Source organism: Nocardioides sp. Z50_6 (assembly GCF_058215755.1).
On the sequence record NZ_JBZAJB010000002.1, the window covers coordinates 26,372 to 41,644 of the forward strand.

Below are 15,273 nucleotides of genomic sequence, written 5' to 3' on the forward strand. Positions count from 1 at the left end.
AGCGGCCCCTCAGTGCACGGGCAGGTCGTGCGCGTGGTCGTGGCCGCCGTCGTGCGGGGCGGTGAGACCCGAGCGCGGGCTCGCCGTTGCGCCGCCCACCGAGCCGCGGGGCCGCGGTCCCACGCCGTTGACCGTCCAGGTGGACTGCGCGTAGGTGTGCACCGCGTGCGCGATCGCGTCGGAGTTGGCGTCCAGGGCCTCGTCGCTCACGTTGTCCAGGTCGTCGCACTCCTGGTGGTAGCACTCGTCGAAGGCCACCCCCGCGGTGCCGCCGAAGGCGGCCGCGAGCTCGGGGGTCTTGACCCCTTCGGCGCCGGTGAAGAGGCCGCCGGAGGCGATGCCCTCCGCGATGAACGGCCCGTAGTCGCTGCGCCCGGAGAAGGCGGTCTCCGCCGACTCCAGCCCGGCGTCCTCGAAGTGCTCGTGGAAGAGCGCCTCGATCGAGTCCGAGCCCTCGGGGCCGACCGCGCCGTCGGGGAAGGCCGCGGAGTTGTCGCCGTCATAGACGAACAGCGCGTAGTTGGGAGAGCCGATCATGTCGAAGTTGAGGTAGAGCGCGATCTCCTCGAGGGTGTCCGGGTCGTTCTCGACCAGGTCGGCCACGTAGTGCTCCGCGCCGAGCAGGCCCTTCTCCTCCGCGCCCCACCAGGCGAAGCGCACCTGGTTGTTCGGCTTCGTCTTCTGCTTGGCGAGCTGGACGGCGACCTCGAGCAGGCCGGCGCTGCCGCTGCCGTTGTCGTTGATGCCCGGGCCCTCCACCACGGAGTCGAGGTGGGCCCCGGCCATCACCACGTTGTCGCTGCGGCCCTCGCGGGTCTCGGCGACGACGTTCCAGGTGGGCCGGATCTCCGACTCGGTGCTCGCCGACAGGGTGACGGTCGCCCCCTCGGCCAGCGACAGGCCGACGGCGTAGCTGGCGCCGACGGACGGGACGGTGCCGACCGGACCGCCGAGGGTGCCGGCGAACGCGTCGGTCGCCCCGGGGGTGCCGGTGTTCATCAGGACGACGCCGGCCGCGCCGGCCTCCTGGGCGTTGACCACCTTCTCGCCGAACGCGCAGGTGCCGCGCCGGACGAGCGCGATGTTGCCGGCGGTGAACCCGGCGAAGTCGGTGTCCTCACAGCCGCTGGTGGAGGTGCCGCCCAGGTTGAGGTCGACCGCCTGCACCGGCGCGGTGACGTCGCCGGAGCCGGAGTAGTCCATCAACGCGTAGTCCACGCCGTCCTCGTAGGTCGTCGCCGTGGGCGTGACCTGGGCGAAGCTGCTCGGCGCGGTCTCGCGGAAGAACGCGAAGTCGAACTTCTGCACCTGCGGCCGGTAGCCGGCCTGGCGCAGCGTGCGCACGACGTAGTCGCGGGAGGCGGCGTAGCCCGGGGTGCCGGAGGCGCGGTTGCCGCCGTTGGCGTCGGCGATCTCCTGGAAGGCCTCCAGGTGGTCGCGGACCCCCGCCAGGGTGACCGCCTTCTGCAGCGCCTTCGAGGTCTTGTCGTGACCCTTGCCCTTGTCCTTGCCGGGGTGCTTGTGCTTCCCGTGTCCCTTCCCGTGCCCCTTCCCGTGCCCCTGGCCCTTGTCCTGGGGCTGGGGCTTGTCCTTGGGCTTGGACTGCTGCTTGCCGGCGTCGCGCTCCGGTCCGGCGGTCGCCGGCGCGGTGAGGGCGGTGCCGGCCAGAGCAGCGGTGACCAGGGCGGCGGTGGCCAGCCCGGCCTGGCGGCGCCAGGAGGGGCGCAGCCGCGAGGGGTCGTTCATAGGGTCAACCTTTCCCGAGAGGTCGCAGCAGGTTGGCCGCCGCGTGAGCGATATCTGAGCGTCGGCGCGGCCGTGTGTCAAGAGCCACGGCACGGCGCGGAGAAAAAGCAGGCGACACCGGTGGCACCACGGTCCACACTTGGCGCCGATGCCCACCACGTTCCTGCGGCCCTTCCGGTCCCTGCGACCGCCGTCGCCCCTCGCCGGCCGCCTCGCCGTCCAGAACCTCCTCTTCGCCCTCGGCGAGGGCACCTTCATGACCGGCTCGATGGTCTTCTTCACCCAGCTGGTCGGTCTCAGCGCGGCCCAGGTCGGCCTGGGCCTCACCCTGGCGGGGATGGCCGGGTTCGTCGTGGCCCTGCCGATGGGCAAGCTCGTCGACCGCTTCGGGCCGAAGCGGATGTGGGCGCTGAGCGCCGCCGGCCAGGCCGCGGTCTTCACCGCCTGGCCCTTCATCGACAGCTTCGCCGGCTACCTCGTGATGGCCGTGGCGGTGGAGGTGCTCGGGGCGCTGGGCGGTGCGGCGCACGGCGCATACACGATCGACGTGCTCCCGCCCGCGGAGCGGGTGACCTCGCGTGCCTACATGTACTCCGCCCTCAACCTCGGCTTCACCCTCGGCGCGCTGGTCGCGGCCGTCGCGCTCGCCTTCGACTCCAACGACCTGCTCCTGCTGCTGCCGTGGCTCACCACGCTGGCCTTCGCCGTCAACACCGTCTTCATCCTGCGTCTCCCCAACGCCTCGCACGACGACCGGACCCCCGAGGAGCGCCGGGTGAGGCTCCCCGGGCCCGGCCCCCTGCGCAACCCCGGCTGGCTGGCGGTGACCTTCTTCGGCGGGGTGATGTGGACCAACCAGGTCCTCCTCAACATCGTGATCCCGCTGTGGGTGATCGAGGAGACCGACGCACCCCGGGTGCTGCTCGCCCTCCTCTTCGGCACCAACACCGTGATGTGCATCTTCTTGCCGATGGCGGCCTCGCGGGGGGTCAGGGACGTCACCACCGGCCTGCGGGCGGTGCGCATCTCCACCACCTTCTTCCTCCTCTGCTGCCTGATCACCCTCGCCACGCACGAGACCGTCGGGTGGGTGACCATCGCCCTGATCTGGCTCGGTCACGTCACGGTCACCGGGGCCGAGCTCTACCTCTCGGCCGCCAGCTGGGCCTTCGAGGCAGACCTGATGGACCCGCGCCGGCGCGGCGAGTACCAGGGCGCCGCCGAGCTGACCGGCACCCTGGGCAGGGTCTGGGCGCCGGCGCTCTACACGTTCCTGGTGATGAGCTGGGGGGCCGGCGGCTGGCTGGTGATCGCGGCGATCGTCGCCGCGGCGGGGGTCGGGACCCACCCCGCGGTCCGGATGGCGGAGCGGTGGCTGGTCAAGCACGGTCCCCCGCCGTCGTCGACCCCGGAGCTCCACGATCCCGTCGCCGAGCAGCCGGCGGCCGTGGTGCCGCCCGGCCCGTCGATGACTCCCTAGGGGCGCCTGCTTCAATCCTCTGGTGGATCTGGCCTTCTTCCGCCTCGACGGCGACCGACTCGTCCCCCTCGACCTCGCGCGCAGCATGTGGCGCGACGACCAGATGCACGGGCTGGCGGTCAGCGGGGCCCTGGGGCGTGCGATCGAGGCGCGCGGCCTGACCGCCGGGCGTCCCGAGCTGGTGCCGGCGCGCTACACCGTCGACCTCTTCAAGGCCGCGAGCATGGAGCCCTGCGAGCTGGAGACGCAGGTGGTCCGCGAGGGGCCGCGACTGCTGCTGGTGGACGCGGTGATGCGCCAGGACGGCGAGGCGGTGGCCCGGGCCAGCGCGGTGCTGCTGCGCCGCACCGAGGTGCCGAGCGGCGAGGTCTGGTCCCCCGACGACGTCCCGTCGCCGCCACCGCTGGAGATCGCCCCGGACGACGACACCCCGCACATCCCCTTCTTCCACAGCGAGGCCGGCTGGTCCCAGGACTTCGGCCAGCACCAGAACGCCTCGCGCAAGCAGACCTGGCAGACCGGCCTGCCGGTGGTGCTCGGTGAGCGGCCCTCCCCGTTCGTCTCCGCGGCGAGCATCGCCGACGCCACCAGCCTGGTCACCAACTGGGGCACCGAGGGCGTGCAGTACATCAACACCGACATCACGCTCTCGATCGCGCGGCCGCCCGCCGGGGTGCAGATCGGCCTGCTGGCCACCGACCACCACGCCAGCGACGGGATCGCCGTCGGCTCGGCCACCGTCTACGACCGGCAGGGCCCGTTCGGCGTCGCCACCGTCACCGCGCTGGCCAACAGCCGGCGCACCGTCGACCTCTCCGACGGCATGTCCTACCAGCGGGGTCCGCGCCGGTGAGCGCCGCCGACTGGGTCGCCGGGGCCCGGCCCCGCACCCTGCCCGCCGCGGTCGCACCGGTGCTGGCGGGCACCGGGGTGGCGGCGTACGCCGACGGGCTGGTCTGGTGGAAGGCGCTGCTCGCCCTGGTGGTCAGCCTGGCGCTCCAGGTCGGGGTCAACTACGCCAACGACTACTCCGACGGGATCCGCGGCACCGACGAGGACCGGGTCGGGCCGATGCGCCTGGTCGGCTCGGGCACCGCGTCCCCCGGCGCGGTGAAGCGGGCGGCGTTCGCGGCCTTCGGCGTCGCTGCCGCGGCCGGCCTGGTGCTGGCCGCCACCACCGCCTGGTGGCTGGTCGCGGTCGGGGTGGTCTGCCTGGTGGCCGCCTGGTTCTACACCGGCGGCAAGAAGCCCTACGGCTACCTGGGCCTGGGCGAGGTGATGGTCTTCGTCTTCTTCGGCCTGGTCGCGGTGATCGGCACGACGTTCGTGCAGACGCGGAGCTGGGAGTGGCCGGCGCTCTACGCCGGTATCGGCATCGGCTCGCTGGCCTGCGCCATCCTGGTCACCAACAACCTGCGCGACATCCCCACCGACCGCGAGGCCGGCAAGCTGACGTTGGCCGTCCGGCTGGGCGAGGAGCGGACCCGCTACCTCTACGTGCTGCTGGTCGCCGCCGCGGCCGTCGCGGTGGTGGCCGTCGCTGCCTCGACCCACTGGCTGGTCGTCGGCGCGCTGGCCTTCGTGGTGCAGCTGTTCCCGGCGGTGCGCACCGTGCTCGGTGGGGCACGCGGACCGGCCCTGATCCCGGTGCTGGCACAGACCGGCACCGCCCAGCTCTGGTGGGCCGGGCTCGTGGTGGTCCTGCTGCTGGTCCGCTGAGGGGTCAGAACGAGGTGCGCGAGTAGGGCGCCGGACCGCCGTCGGCCATCGCGGCCCAGCGCGCGACCGGCTCGTCCTCCCCGAGGATCCGGCCCGCCGCCGCCAGGGTGGGCACCCCCACACCGCCCAGGTACATCCCCGAGAGGGTGCTGACGTCCATCCTCACCGCCGGTGGCTCCTCGGTGCGGGTGACCGAGGCCTGCCCGTCGCGGACCTCGACCCGCCAGCTGCCCGCGGCGTGGTCGAGGGCGTCCTCGATCCCCAGCACCACGTCGCCGTCACCGAACCACGGGCGTCCCTCCAGGGCGGCCGGGACGTCCAGCACCCGCACCCAGATGTGGTCGCCGACCTCGGTGACCCGACGGCACTGCGGGTCCGTCAGCGCCCAGGTCAACGGGTCCACGACCGGGGCGCGCGCCTTGACCCGCTGGGTCAGGTCGAGGTCGGCGAGGAACTGCCACAGCGCGAGCTCGGCAGCCGGGGTCGTGCCCACCAGGTCCTGGACCTGGGCGGTGAAGGGCCGGTCCCACCCGAGGTGCCGGTAGAGCAGGAAGCCGTCAGGGCGCCCGTCCGCGTCGAGGTGCACCGCGCCGCGCAGGGTCAGGTCCGGCGCCTGCTTCTCCCAGTCCCACTCGCCCCGGTTCATCGGTCCGTAGAAGGCGGGGCGCGAGATCGAGCCGCGCACCGTCCGGTGCCAGGCCCCGAAGAGCTCCTGCTGGAGCGGCCACATCTCGGCCGGCTCCACCATCTCGCAGCGCCCGGCGGGCACCGGTCCGTGCATCGCGAAGCGGGAGGTGTCGACCTCCACCTCGGCCCGCCAGGTGGCGGGCCCGAAGCCGAACCGGCCGTAGATCGACCCCTCCGACACGGTGAGGGCGGCAACCGGCCGGCCCTGCTCGACCGCGTGGCGCAGGTCCTCGGTGATCAGCAGGCGCAGCAGTCCCTGGCGACGGTGGGCCGGGCTGACCGTGACGTCGGTGATCATGTGCAGCGGCAGCTGCGTGCAGCCGGTGCTGAGCTCGCCGGCGAAGGAGACGAAGGTGGCCACCGGCATCGGCCCGGCGCCGAACTCGCCCTCGGGCACCCAGGCCCCACGCATCCGGGGGGCCAGGTCGCGGGTGGCGTCGAGCCAGACGCCGTACGGCTGGTCCCCCAGCCGCGACTTGTGGAAGCCCCGGGCGACCGCGTTGGACCAGCCCTTGAGCCGGGCGACGTTCGCGGGCGTCTCGTCGTGCGGGTCAAGGGTTGCGAAGTCGAGGTCCATGGACGGCAGGCTACGCCGGGTCAGTCGACGTCATCGCTGGCGCGGCGAGCCTCGAAGGCGGCGCTGGCCCGCGACGCCCGCTGCTCGATCCACAGGGCCGCGGCCTCCCGCGGCTTGGCCAGCAGGAACCACGAGGAGATGCCGGAGATCACCAGGGCCACGACCGCCGCCCACAGGAGCGGCACCTGGTCGGCGAAGAGGGACCAGACCCCCACGACGACCACCAGCGAGCCGAGGAGGAGGGCAAGACGGAGTGCGTTGTAGACGAGGAACGGCTTCACACCTCAACTGTAGGTCGCTGCCCACCCACCGCCTACATTTGGTGACGTGCTGAAGATCCTGCTCATCGTGCTCCTCGTCGCACTCGCGATCTATGCGGTGACCCGGGTGCTGGAGAGGCGAGGCCGCGCCGCCCGCCCCGGGCCGAGGCCGCGCCGGGAGCCGCCGCGGGTGGTGGGTCCCGACGACGATCCCGACTTCCTGCGCAACCTCGAGCGGGAGCGGCGCCGCCGTCAGAAGGACGAGCCGGAAGCCGGCTGAGCCGGCTGCTCCCACGCCTGCACGATCGCCGGCGCACCCTCCGCGTAGGAGTGCTGGGAGGTGGTGGAGAAGAAGTTGATCCCGATGAAGTTGAACCACAGGGTGGCCAGGCCGACCAGGGCCAGGATGGCGGCGTTGCGCCCCTTCCAGCCGGCCGTGGTCCGGGCGTGCAGGTAGGCGGCGTAGACCACCCAGGTGATGAAGGCCCACACCTCCTTGGGGTCCCAGCTCCAGTAGGAGCTCCAGGCCTCGTGCGCCCAGATGGGGCCGGTGATCAGCACCGCGAACGTCCACACCGGGAAGCCGAAGGCGTGCATCCGGTAGGAGATGCGGTCCAGCGTGGCGGTGTCGGGGACCCGCGACAGGTAGCCGGTGCCGCGCACCGTGGCCTGCTCGCCGCCGGTCTCGGGCCCGTCGACGGACCCCGCGCCGACGCCCGCTCCCACCGCGACGGGCGTGCGCTCCGCCGTACGCCGCTCCTGACGGGCCTTGAGCAGGAAGAGGACCGAGGTGATGCCGCCCAGGGTGAAGGCGCCGGTGGCGATCACGGCGGAGACCACGTGGATGACCAGCCAGGGCGAGTAGAGCGCCTCGCTGAGGGGGGCCACCGGGTCGTAGAGCCAGACCACGGCGGTCATCGAGGTGGCCAGCACGAAGGCGACCACGATCGGCGCCATCCAGGAGAGCGAGAACCGGCGGTAGAGCACCAGGTAGAGGAGCGAGACGAAGAAGGCGCCCGAGAGGGTGAACTCGTACATGTTGCCCCAGGGCACCCGGTTGGGGTCCGCGGCCATCCCGCGGCCCACGAGGGCCACGAAGTGCGCCCCGGTGGCGATCACGGTCAGCAGCAAGCCGAGGCGGCCGAAGAGCGCGGTGCGGCCCGTCTCCGGCACCACGGTGGCCGGGATCTTGCGCAGGGCCGTCCACTCCACCAGGTGGCTGAGCAGGGCGAGGAAGTAGACCACCCCGGCCGCGGCGATCGCCTGGTTGCTGAGGGTCTCCCACTGTGCGTCGCTCACGCCTGCTGCTCCTTGGTCGATGCTGCTTGGTCCATGATGCCTGTCCTCACCTCGGCGAGCTCCGCGGCCACGTCGCCGCCGCCCGCACGGTCGAGCCCGGCGATCTCCACCAGGGTGACCGCGTCGGGCCCGCTGCCGGTGCGCCGGGCCCGCACCCAGACCCGTCGGGGCCTGATGTAGAGGGAGCCGATCAGGCCGAGCAGGGCCAGGCTGACCCCGGTCAGCGCGACCAGCTTGCCCGGCGTCCGGCTGATCTGGATCCGGTTCCACCGCTCGATGCCGTCGAAGCTGACGGTGCCGAGCCCGTCGGGCAGCTCGGCGCTCTCGCCCGGCCGCAGGTCGAGGCGGAACATCGAGCCGTCCTTCTTGGTGACCTCCTCGGCCTGGCTGGTGTCGAGCACGTAGACCGACTGGGAGCCGCCGTCGTCGAGGCCGAGGTCGCCCTTCCACACGGTCAGCGAGACCAGCGGGTCGACCGCGTCGCCGAAGGCCGAGTAGGGGCCGACGCCGTCCTCGCCGCCCTGGAACCCGAACGTCGGGTAGAGCTCGCCCTGGAGCCCGAGCGACTCCGGCCGGGCGTCGGCGGCCTTGACCACGCCGAAGGAGCGGAAGGAGGCGTCGGTGGGCAGGAAGATGGTGGGCCCGGAGTAGGCGACGTCGCCGTTGCCGTCGCGGACGGTGATCACGGGGGCGTAGCCGTGGCCGATCAGGAAGATGTCGGTGCCGCCGATGGTGAGCGGGTGGTTGACCCGCAGGTCGTACTCGTGCTCGGCGCCGCCCGGCTCCTCGGTGTAGGTCAGGTGGGAGACGAACTTGCGCGCCTGCCCGGCCGCCGGGCCCTCGGTGAGCCACTCGACGTCGAAGTCGGTGACGTCGAAGGCGAAGGGCTCCATCCACTCCTGCTGGAAGAGGCTGCCCGGCACGAAGTCGTCGTACTGGGTGATGTTGTTGCTGAAGCCGTTGCCGACCACCACGATGGCGCCGCCCTTGTAGCCCAGCAGGCTGCCCATCGCGAAGCCGACGAGCACCACCAGGATCGAGAGGTGGAAGACCAGGTTGCCGGCCTCGCGCAGGTAGCCCCGCTCGGCCGCGACCCACTGGTCCTCGGCGGCCTCCGGCGCGACCTCGACCCGGTAGCGGCGGCGCTTGAGCACCTCGCGGGCGCGGGCGTGCACCTGCGCGGGCGTCTGGTCGGTCTCGTAGGTCGTGTGGTCCGGCAGTCTGGTCAGGTTGCGCGGCGCCCGCGGCGGCCGGGCCCGCAGGGCCTTCGCGTAGACCACCGTGCGGGGGATGATGCAGCCGACCAGCGAGACCATCAGCAGCAGGTAGATGGCGGCGAACCACGGCGTCTCGTAGACGTTGAAGAGCCCGAGCTTCTCGTAGATCGGCGTCAGGGTCTCGTGGGACTCCTTCCACTGCGAGGCCTTGAGGGCGTCGATGTCCTCCTGCGGCACCACCGACCCCGGCACCGCGGCCAGGGCGAGCAGCAGCAGCAGGACCAGCGCGGTGCGCATCGAGGTCAGCTGCCGCCACGTCCAGCGCCCCAGCTCTCGGGCCCCGAGCTCGCCGGGCCTGCGCTCCTGCCTCTCGCTCACACGCTCACCTCGTAGCCGCTCACCAGGTTGACCTGGACCCAGGTCACCATCTCCGCCCACCAGCCGGTCACCAGCGCCACGCCGACGGCGACCAGCATCAGGCCGCCGGCCCGCATCACCCAGACCTGGTGACGCCGGAAGAAGGAGAAGGCGCGCATCGCGCGGCCGTAGGCGAGCCCGGCCAGGACGAAGGGCACCCCGAGACCGAGCGAGTAGACCGCGGAGAGCAGGGCGCCGCGACCGGCGCTGCCCTCCTGGTAGGAGAGGTTGAGGATCACCCCGAGGGTCGGGCCGATGCACGGGGTCCAGCCGAGACCGAACAGGACGCCGAGGAAGGGCGCCGCCGCCAGGCCGACGGCCGGCACCTTGTGGATGCGCCAGTCCCGCTGGAACCAGGGCAGCAGACCGGCGAAGGCGAGGCCGAGCACGATGGTCAGCAGCCCCAGCACCACGGTGATCTGCCGCTCCCAGTCGACCAGCCACTCCCCCAGCGCGCCCGACAGCGCGCCGAGGGCGACGAAGACGGCGGTGAAGCCCAGCACGAAGAGCAGCGAGCCCAGCAGCATCCGGCCCCGCCGGCGCTCCGCCTCCCCGGTGGCCAGGTCGGCCCCGGAGAGGCCGGTGGCGTAGGAGAGGTAGCCCGGCAGCAGCGGGATCACGCACGGGGAGAAGAAGGAGACCAGCCCGGCCACCAGCGCCACCGGGATGGCCAGGGCCAGGGACCCGGCCGCCGCCTGCTGCTCGAACCACTCAGCCATCGGTGCCGCTCTCCTGCGCGACGTCCTCGACGAGTCCGACCAGGGTCAGGGTCGAGGGGACCTCCCCGATGATGGCCGCGGCCACCCGCCCCTCGGCGTCCAGCACCACCGTCGAGGGGATCGCGCTGGGCGGGATGGTGCCGCTGAAGGGCAGCAGCGCCTTGCCGTCGGGGGAGAAGAAGGAGGGGTACTCCACCCCGAAGTTGCGGGCGAAGCCCTGGGCCTGCGCGGTGTCGCTGTCGCGGATGTTGATCCCCACGAAGCTGGCGTGCTCGGCCGTCTCCTCGGCCGCCTCCACCAGCATCGGCATCTCCTTGCGGCACGGCGGGCAGCCCGACCACCAGACGTTGACCACCACCACCCGGCCGCGCAGGTCGGCGAGGTCAAGGGCCTCGCCGTGCAGGTCCTCCCCGGCGAGCTCGACCGGCTCCTGGCGCTGCTCCGGGTCGACGGTGCGGATCCGGCCGTCGCCGGCGACGTAGCCCTTGTCGCCGGTCCCGGAGAGGCTGGAGCAGCCGGCCAGCAGCAGGCAGAGGGCCGCCACGGCGGCCAGCAGGGCGGCCCGGCCCCGAGCGGGCCGGACGGAAGCGGGGGGGAGCACGGTCAGGGTCGCTTCTCCGCGGGCGCGCCACCTGCCGAGAAGGGGGCCTTCTTGTCCTTGGTGGGGATCAGGTCGCCGGCCGGCTCGGAGTAGGAGAGCCGGACCAGCCGGTCGTCCTCGAAGTGCAGGGTGGTCAGCGAGCACAGCGTGCACTCGCGGCTGCGCGGGTCGTGGACGAAGGAGCGGCCCTCGGCGGCCAGGCGGGTCGTCCAGATCGGCAGCTGGTGGGAGACGATCACGGCCTCGTGCCCCCGGGCGTCGTCGCGGGCGTCGTAGACCGCCGCCATCATCCGGGCCACCATGTCCTCGTAGGGCTCGCCCCACGAGGGCTTGAACGGGTTGTAGAGGTAGCGCCACAGGTCGGGGCGCTTGAGCAGGGTCTTGGCGCCCTGCCCGAAGCTGACGCCCTCGAAGCGGTTGGTCGACTCGATGACCCGCGGGTCGACGACCGGCTCGAGGCCGCGGGCGGCGAGCAACGGCGCCGCCGTCTCCCGGGCCCGCTCCAGCGGCGAGGTGCGCAGGTGCACGATGTCGCGCCCGCCGACCACGGAGGCCACCCGCTCGGCCATCCGCTGGCCGAGCTCGGAGAGGTGGAAGCCGTCGCGGCGGCCGTAGAGGATGCCCTCGGGGTTGTACACCTCGCCGTGTCGCAGCAGGTGCACCATGGTCTTGTCGGTCATCGCGGGTCCTCCTGGGCGGCGGCCGCGGCGCGGGCGGCGCCGGGCAGGGCGTCGAGCACGTGCTGGACGGCCCGGTCGTCGTGGGCGGCGGAGACGAACCAGCACTCGTAGGCCGAGGGCGGCAGGTAGACACCCGCCTCCAGCATGGCGTGGAAGAACGCGGCGTAGGCGGTCGTGTCGGTGCGCGAGGCGCCGGCGAAGTCACGCACCGGGGAGTCGGTGAAGAAGACCGAGAACATGGTGCCGGCCGACTGCACCACGTGGGCGACCCCGGCCTCGGCGAGCGCCTTCTCGGCGCCCTCGCGGATCGTCGTCGCGGTGGCGTCCAGGGCGGCGTACACCTCGTCGGTGGCCAGCCGCAGCGTGGCCAGCCCCGCGGTGGTCGCGACCGGATTCCCCGAGAGGGTCCCGGCCTGGTAGACGGGGCCCTGCGGCGCGAGGTGGGCCATCACGTCGGCGCGTCCGCCGAACGCGGCGGCGGGGAAGCCGCCGCCCATCACCTTGCCGAAGGTCATCAGGTCGGGCGTCCAGCCCTCGTGCGCGCCGTCCAGGCCCCACCCACCCCTGGCGGTGGCCCGGAAGCCGGTCATCACCTCGTCGGAGATGAACAGGGCCCCCGCCTCGCGGCAGGTCTGCGCCAGGAAGGCGTTGAAGCCGGGCTCGGGGGGCACCACGCCCATGTTGCCGGGGGTGGCCTCGGTGATCAACGCCGCGATACGCGGGCCGTGCTCGGCGAAGGCCGCGGTGACCGCGGCCCGATCGTTGTAGGGCAGCACCAAGGTGAGGTCGGTGGCCGAGACGGGGACGCCCGGGGTGCCCGGCAGGGCGAAGGTGGCGACTCCCGAGCCGGCCTCGGCCAGCAGCGAGTCGACGTGCCCGTGGTAGCAGCCGGCGAACTTCACGACCACGTCGCGGCCGGTGAAGCCGCGGGCCAGCCGGATCGCCGACATGGTCGCCTCGGTGCCGCTGGAGACCAGGCGCACCCGGTCGACCGGCGTGCGCCGCACGATCTCCTCGACCAGCTCCACCTCGGGCTCGGTCGGGGTGCCGAAGGAGGTGCCGCGAGCCACGGCCGCCTGCACCGCCTCGACGACCTCGGGGTGGGCGTGGCCGAGCAGCATCGGGCCCCAGGAGCAGACCAGGTCGACGTAGTCGCGCCCGTCGACGTCGGTGAGCCACGCCCCGGTCGCGGAGCGCATGAAGCGGGGGGTCCCGCCGACGGCGTTGAAGGCGCGGACCGGTGAGTTCACCCCACCGGGCGTCACCGCGTTGGCGCGCGCGAAGAGGGCGGCCGAGACCGGGTTGGGGGATGTCACGGCCTCATTGTCGCGCACCGCTCCAAGGGGGCCGAAATGCAGGGGAGAACCCGGGCACCCGGGGGTTCCCCCGGTCCACGGAGCGGAGGCATGATCGAGGAGCAATCGGCTCGGGCAGGGGACATGACATGGCGGAGACCCGCTTCCGCACTTGGCACAGGACGTTCGCGGCGCTGCCGCTGGCGGCCCTGACGCTCGGCTGGACGGCGTGGCTGGACCCGCTCTCGGGGGCCGACGACACCGACGTACGGGCGGGCCGGTCCGCCGCACCGGACGCCCTGGCCGCGGCGCCCGCGGTGGTCGTGCCGGAGGTGATCCGCAGCACGGAGACCGACCCTGTCCCGCGGCCGCTGCACGGCGGCCTCGACGCCGCCGCGGCCGCGTCGAGCCTCGGCGGGATCCCGGCGGCCGCGCTCGCGGCCTACCAGCTCGCCGAGGCGGTGATGCGGAGCGCGGACGGTGGCTGCGACCTCACCTGGCCGGTGCTGGCCGCGATCGGCCGGGTCGAGTCCGACCACGGCCGCTACGGCGGCAACCTGCTGGACGCGGACGGCCGCTCCACCCCCGGGGTGGTCGGCATCGCCCTCGACGGGAGCCGGGGGACCGCCCGGATCCCCGACACCGACCGCGGCCGGCTGGACGGCGACGACCGGTTCGACCGCGCCGTCGGGCCCATGCAGTTCATCCCCTCCACCTGGTCGGCGGTGGCGGTGGACGGCGACGCGGACGGCGTGCGCGACCCCCAGGACCTCGACGACGCCGCGCTGGCCAGCGCCGTCCACCTCTGCTCGGGGCCGGGGTCGCTCCTGGACCCCGGCACGCTCCGGGCCGCCCTGCTGCGCTACAACCGCTCGGCCAGCTATGTGCGCCTGGTGATGGAGGTGGCCGACGCCTACCGCGCGGGGGCCGGGCAGGTCCCGCTCGACACCCCTCTCCTCCAGGCCGACAGCCGGATGACCGGCGGACCCGGCGCTCAGGGCCCCGCACCGCAGCCGGGCGACCGCGCCGCCGGCGGGCCCGGGACACCCGCGGGCGAGCCGCGGGAGCGGCCGGAGGCCTCCCTGAAGGCGCTGGGCCCCGTCTCTGCGCCGCCCGGCGAGCGCCCGGCACGGCCGCCGGAGGTGCCGACTCCCGCTCCCCCCAAGCCCCGTCCCCCGGCGCCCACTCCCCCGGAGGACCCGGGCCTGTGGCCGCCCCAGGACCCGCAGACCCCCCAGGACCCGCAGGCCCCCCAGGCCCAGCCCCCGGGGACACCGCCGGCCGAGCCGACGCCGACACCCGCCCCGACACCCACCCCGACACCGGCGCCGGCCCCGACACCACCGGGCCCCTACCAGCTCCCGGTGCTGCCGCTGCCCGTCGGGCCGCTGCCCGACCTCGACCCGGCGACGCTCCCGGTGCCCGAGGGCCTGCCGGTGCCCGACGACCTCGCCGCCGACGTGGCCTGGAGCACGGCGCTGCTGACCGCCGCGGCGCTCTGCTTCGAGGCCGGGGTGGCGGCGGAGGACACCGAGCCGCTCCGCGACTGCCTGGCGCAGTGGCTGCTGCCGCCCACCGAACCGCCGGCCCCTACCCCCTAGCCGTCAGCGGGAGAGGATCCGCGCGGCCTCGGCGGCCCAGTAGGTCAGGATGACGTCGGCGCCCGCCCGGCGGATCGAGGTGAGCGTCTCCATGATCGCCGCCTCGCGGTCGATCCACCCGTGGGCGGCCGCCGCCTCGACCATCGAGTACTCGCCGGAGATGTTGTAGGCCGCCACCGGCACGTCGACGGCGTCGCGCACCCGGCGGACCACGTCGAGGTAGGCCAGCGCGGGCTTCACCATCACCAGGTCGGCCCCCTGCTCGACGTCGAGCAGCGCCTCGCGGACGCCCTCGACCGCGTTGGCCGGATCCTGCTGGTAGGTCCGGCGGTCACCCTCGAGGGTGGAGTCGACCGCCTCGCGGAAGGGCCCGTAGAAGGCGGAGGCGTACTTCGCGGAGTAGGCCAGGATCGAGACGTCGGTGTGCTCCCTGGCGTCCAGCGCGGTGCGGATCGTGGCGACCTGGCCGTCCATCATCCCGCTGGGGCCCACCATGTCGACGCCGGCGTCGGCCTGGGCGAGCGCCATCTGCGCGTAGGCCGCCAGGGTCCGGTCGTTGTCGACCTGCCCGTCGGAGGTGAGCAGGCCGCAGTGCCCGTGGTCGGTGAACTCATCCAGGCACAGGTCGCTCATCACGGTCAGCGTGTCGCCGACCTCCGCGACCACGTCGGTGATGGCCAGGTTGAGGATGCCGGTGGGGTCCACGGCACCCGACCCCAGCGCGTCCTTCCTCGCGGGGACGCCGAACAGCATCACCCCGCCCAGGCCGAGCTCGGCCGCCTCGGCCGCCGCCGCCCGGAGCGAGTCGCGGGTGTGCTGCACGACCCCGGGCATCGAGGAGATGGGCTGGGGCACGTCGATGCCCTCACGGACGAAGAGCGGCAGCACCAGCTGGCGCGGCTGGACGGCCACCTCCGCGACCATCCGGCGCAGCGCTGGGGTGGTCCGCAGCCGCCGGGGACGCACCAGCGGGCC

The 15,273-nt window shown here is 73.4% G+C and carries 15 protein-coding genes; 5 read left to right on the forward strand and 10 right to left on the reverse strand.

Annotated features, from left to right (window positions below; translation table 11 throughout):
• Positions 1 to 9: 9 nt before the first annotated feature.
• Positions 10 to 1,746: a M28 family metallopeptidase gene (locus AC4BGE_RS04820; protein WP_490574533.1), complete on the reverse strand. Its 1,737-nt coding sequence runs from the start codon at positions 1,744 to 1,746 to the stop codon at positions 10 to 12.
• A gap of 148 nt (positions 1,747 to 1,894) precedes the next feature.
• Here AC4BGE_RS04820 and AC4BGE_RS04825 point away from each other — a divergent pair, with 148 nt between their 5' ends.
• From AC4BGE_RS04825 to AC4BGE_RS04835, 3 genes are read left to right on the forward strand one after another with little or no spacing between them, the layout of a single operon-like run.
• The gene (locus AC4BGE_RS04825) at positions 1,895 to 3,226 is read left to right on the forward strand and encodes an MFS transporter (RefSeq protein WP_490574534.1); all 1,332 of its coding nucleotides are present in this window, start codon (positions 1,895 to 1,897) and stop codon (positions 3,224 to 3,226) included.
• A 22-nt stretch (positions 3,227 to 3,248) separates the two neighbouring features.
• The gene (locus tag AC4BGE_RS04830) at positions 3,249 to 4,079 is read left to right on the forward strand and encodes an acyl-CoA thioesterase domain-containing protein (protein WP_490570356.1); all 831 of its coding nucleotides are present in this window, start codon (positions 3,249 to 3,251) and stop codon (positions 4,077 to 4,079) included.
• Positions 4,076 to 4,945, forward strand: a complete 870-nt coding sequence (locus AC4BGE_RS04835) for a 1,4-dihydroxy-2-naphthoate polyprenyltransferase (RefSeq protein ID WP_490574535.1) — start codon at positions 4,076 to 4,078, stop codon at positions 4,943 to 4,945. The genes AC4BGE_RS04830 and AC4BGE_RS04835 overlap by 4 nt, the downstream gene beginning before the upstream one ends.
• 4 nt (positions 4,946 to 4,949) lie before the next feature.
• Here AC4BGE_RS04835 and AC4BGE_RS04840 read toward each other — a convergent pair whose 3' ends face one another.
• Together AC4BGE_RS04840 and AC4BGE_RS04845 are read right to left on the reverse strand one after the other, a co-directional pair.
• A complete protein-coding gene (locus AC4BGE_RS04840; protein ID WP_490574536.1) occupies positions 4,950 to 6,209 on the reverse strand; it encodes a GNAT family N-acetyltransferase in 1,260 nt (419 codons plus the stop codon).
• Positions 6,210 to 6,229: 20 nt separating this feature from the next.
• Positions 6,230 to 6,490, reverse strand: a complete 261-nt coding sequence (locus AC4BGE_RS04845; protein WP_490570359.1) for a DUF4229 domain-containing protein — start codon at positions 6,488 to 6,490, stop codon at positions 6,230 to 6,232.
• 46 nt (positions 6,491 to 6,536) lie between these two features.
• Here AC4BGE_RS04845 and AC4BGE_RS04850 point away from each other — a divergent pair, with 46 nt between their 5' ends.
• Positions 6,537 to 6,749: a hypothetical protein gene (locus AC4BGE_RS04850; RefSeq protein WP_490570360.1), complete on the forward strand. Its 213-nt coding sequence runs from the start codon at positions 6,537 to 6,539 to the stop codon at positions 6,747 to 6,749.
• Here AC4BGE_RS04850 and ccsB read toward each other — a convergent pair.
• From ccsB to hemL, 6 genes are read right to left on the reverse strand one after another with little or no spacing between them, the layout of a single operon-like run.
• On the reverse strand, positions 6,722 to 7,768 hold the full coding sequence (gene ccsB / locus AC4BGE_RS04855; RefSeq protein WP_490570361.1) for a c-type cytochrome biogenesis protein CcsB: 1,047 nt from the start codon (positions 7,766 to 7,768) through the stop codon (positions 6,722 to 6,724). The genes AC4BGE_RS04850 and ccsB overlap by 28 nt on opposite strands.
• A complete protein-coding gene (gene resB, locus AC4BGE_RS04860) occupies positions 7,765 to 9,363 on the reverse strand; it encodes a cytochrome c biogenesis protein ResB (RefSeq protein ID WP_490570362.1) in 1,599 nt (532 codons plus the stop codon). The genes ccsB and resB overlap by 4 nt, the downstream gene beginning before the upstream one ends.
• Positions 9,360 to 10,121, reverse strand: a complete 762-nt coding sequence (locus AC4BGE_RS04865; protein WP_490570363.1) for a cytochrome c biogenesis CcdA family protein — start codon at positions 10,119 to 10,121, stop codon at positions 9,360 to 9,362. The genes resB and AC4BGE_RS04865 overlap by 4 nt, the downstream gene beginning before the upstream one ends.
• The gene (locus AC4BGE_RS04870; RefSeq protein WP_490570364.1) at positions 10,114 to 10,722 is read right to left on the reverse strand and encodes a TlpA disulfide reductase family protein; all 609 of its coding nucleotides are present in this window, start codon (positions 10,720 to 10,722) and stop codon (positions 10,114 to 10,116) included. The genes AC4BGE_RS04865 and AC4BGE_RS04870 overlap by 8 nt, the downstream gene beginning before the upstream one ends.
• 2 nt (positions 10,723 to 10,724) lie before the next feature.
• The gene (locus AC4BGE_RS04875; RefSeq protein ID WP_490574537.1) at positions 10,725 to 11,402 is read right to left on the reverse strand and encodes a histidine phosphatase family protein; all 678 of its coding nucleotides are present in this window, start codon (positions 11,400 to 11,402) and stop codon (positions 10,725 to 10,727) included.
• Positions 11,399 to 12,718, reverse strand: a complete 1,320-nt coding sequence (gene hemL, locus AC4BGE_RS04880) for a glutamate-1-semialdehyde 2,1-aminomutase (protein WP_490574538.1) — start codon at positions 12,716 to 12,718, stop codon at positions 11,399 to 11,401. Before hemL ends, AC4BGE_RS04875 begins: the two co-directional genes overlap by 4 nt.
• Positions 12,719 to 12,846: 128 nt before the next feature.
• Here hemL and AC4BGE_RS04885 point away from each other — a divergent pair, with 128 nt between their 5' ends.
• Positions 12,847 to 14,298 (forward strand): lytic transglycosylase domain-containing protein, encoded by a 1,452-nt coding sequence (locus AC4BGE_RS04885; protein ID WP_490574539.1) that lies wholly within the window; start codon positions 12,847 to 12,849, stop codon positions 14,296 to 14,298.
• 3 nt (positions 14,299 to 14,301) lie between these two features.
• On the opposite strand, the gene hemB is transcribed toward AC4BGE_RS04885, so the two are convergent.
• Entirely contained in the window at positions 14,302 to 15,267 is a 966-nt protein-coding gene (gene hemB, locus AC4BGE_RS04890; RefSeq protein ID WP_490570653.1) for a porphobilinogen synthase, read from the reverse strand.
• Positions 15,268 to 15,273 lie beyond the last annotated feature (6 nt).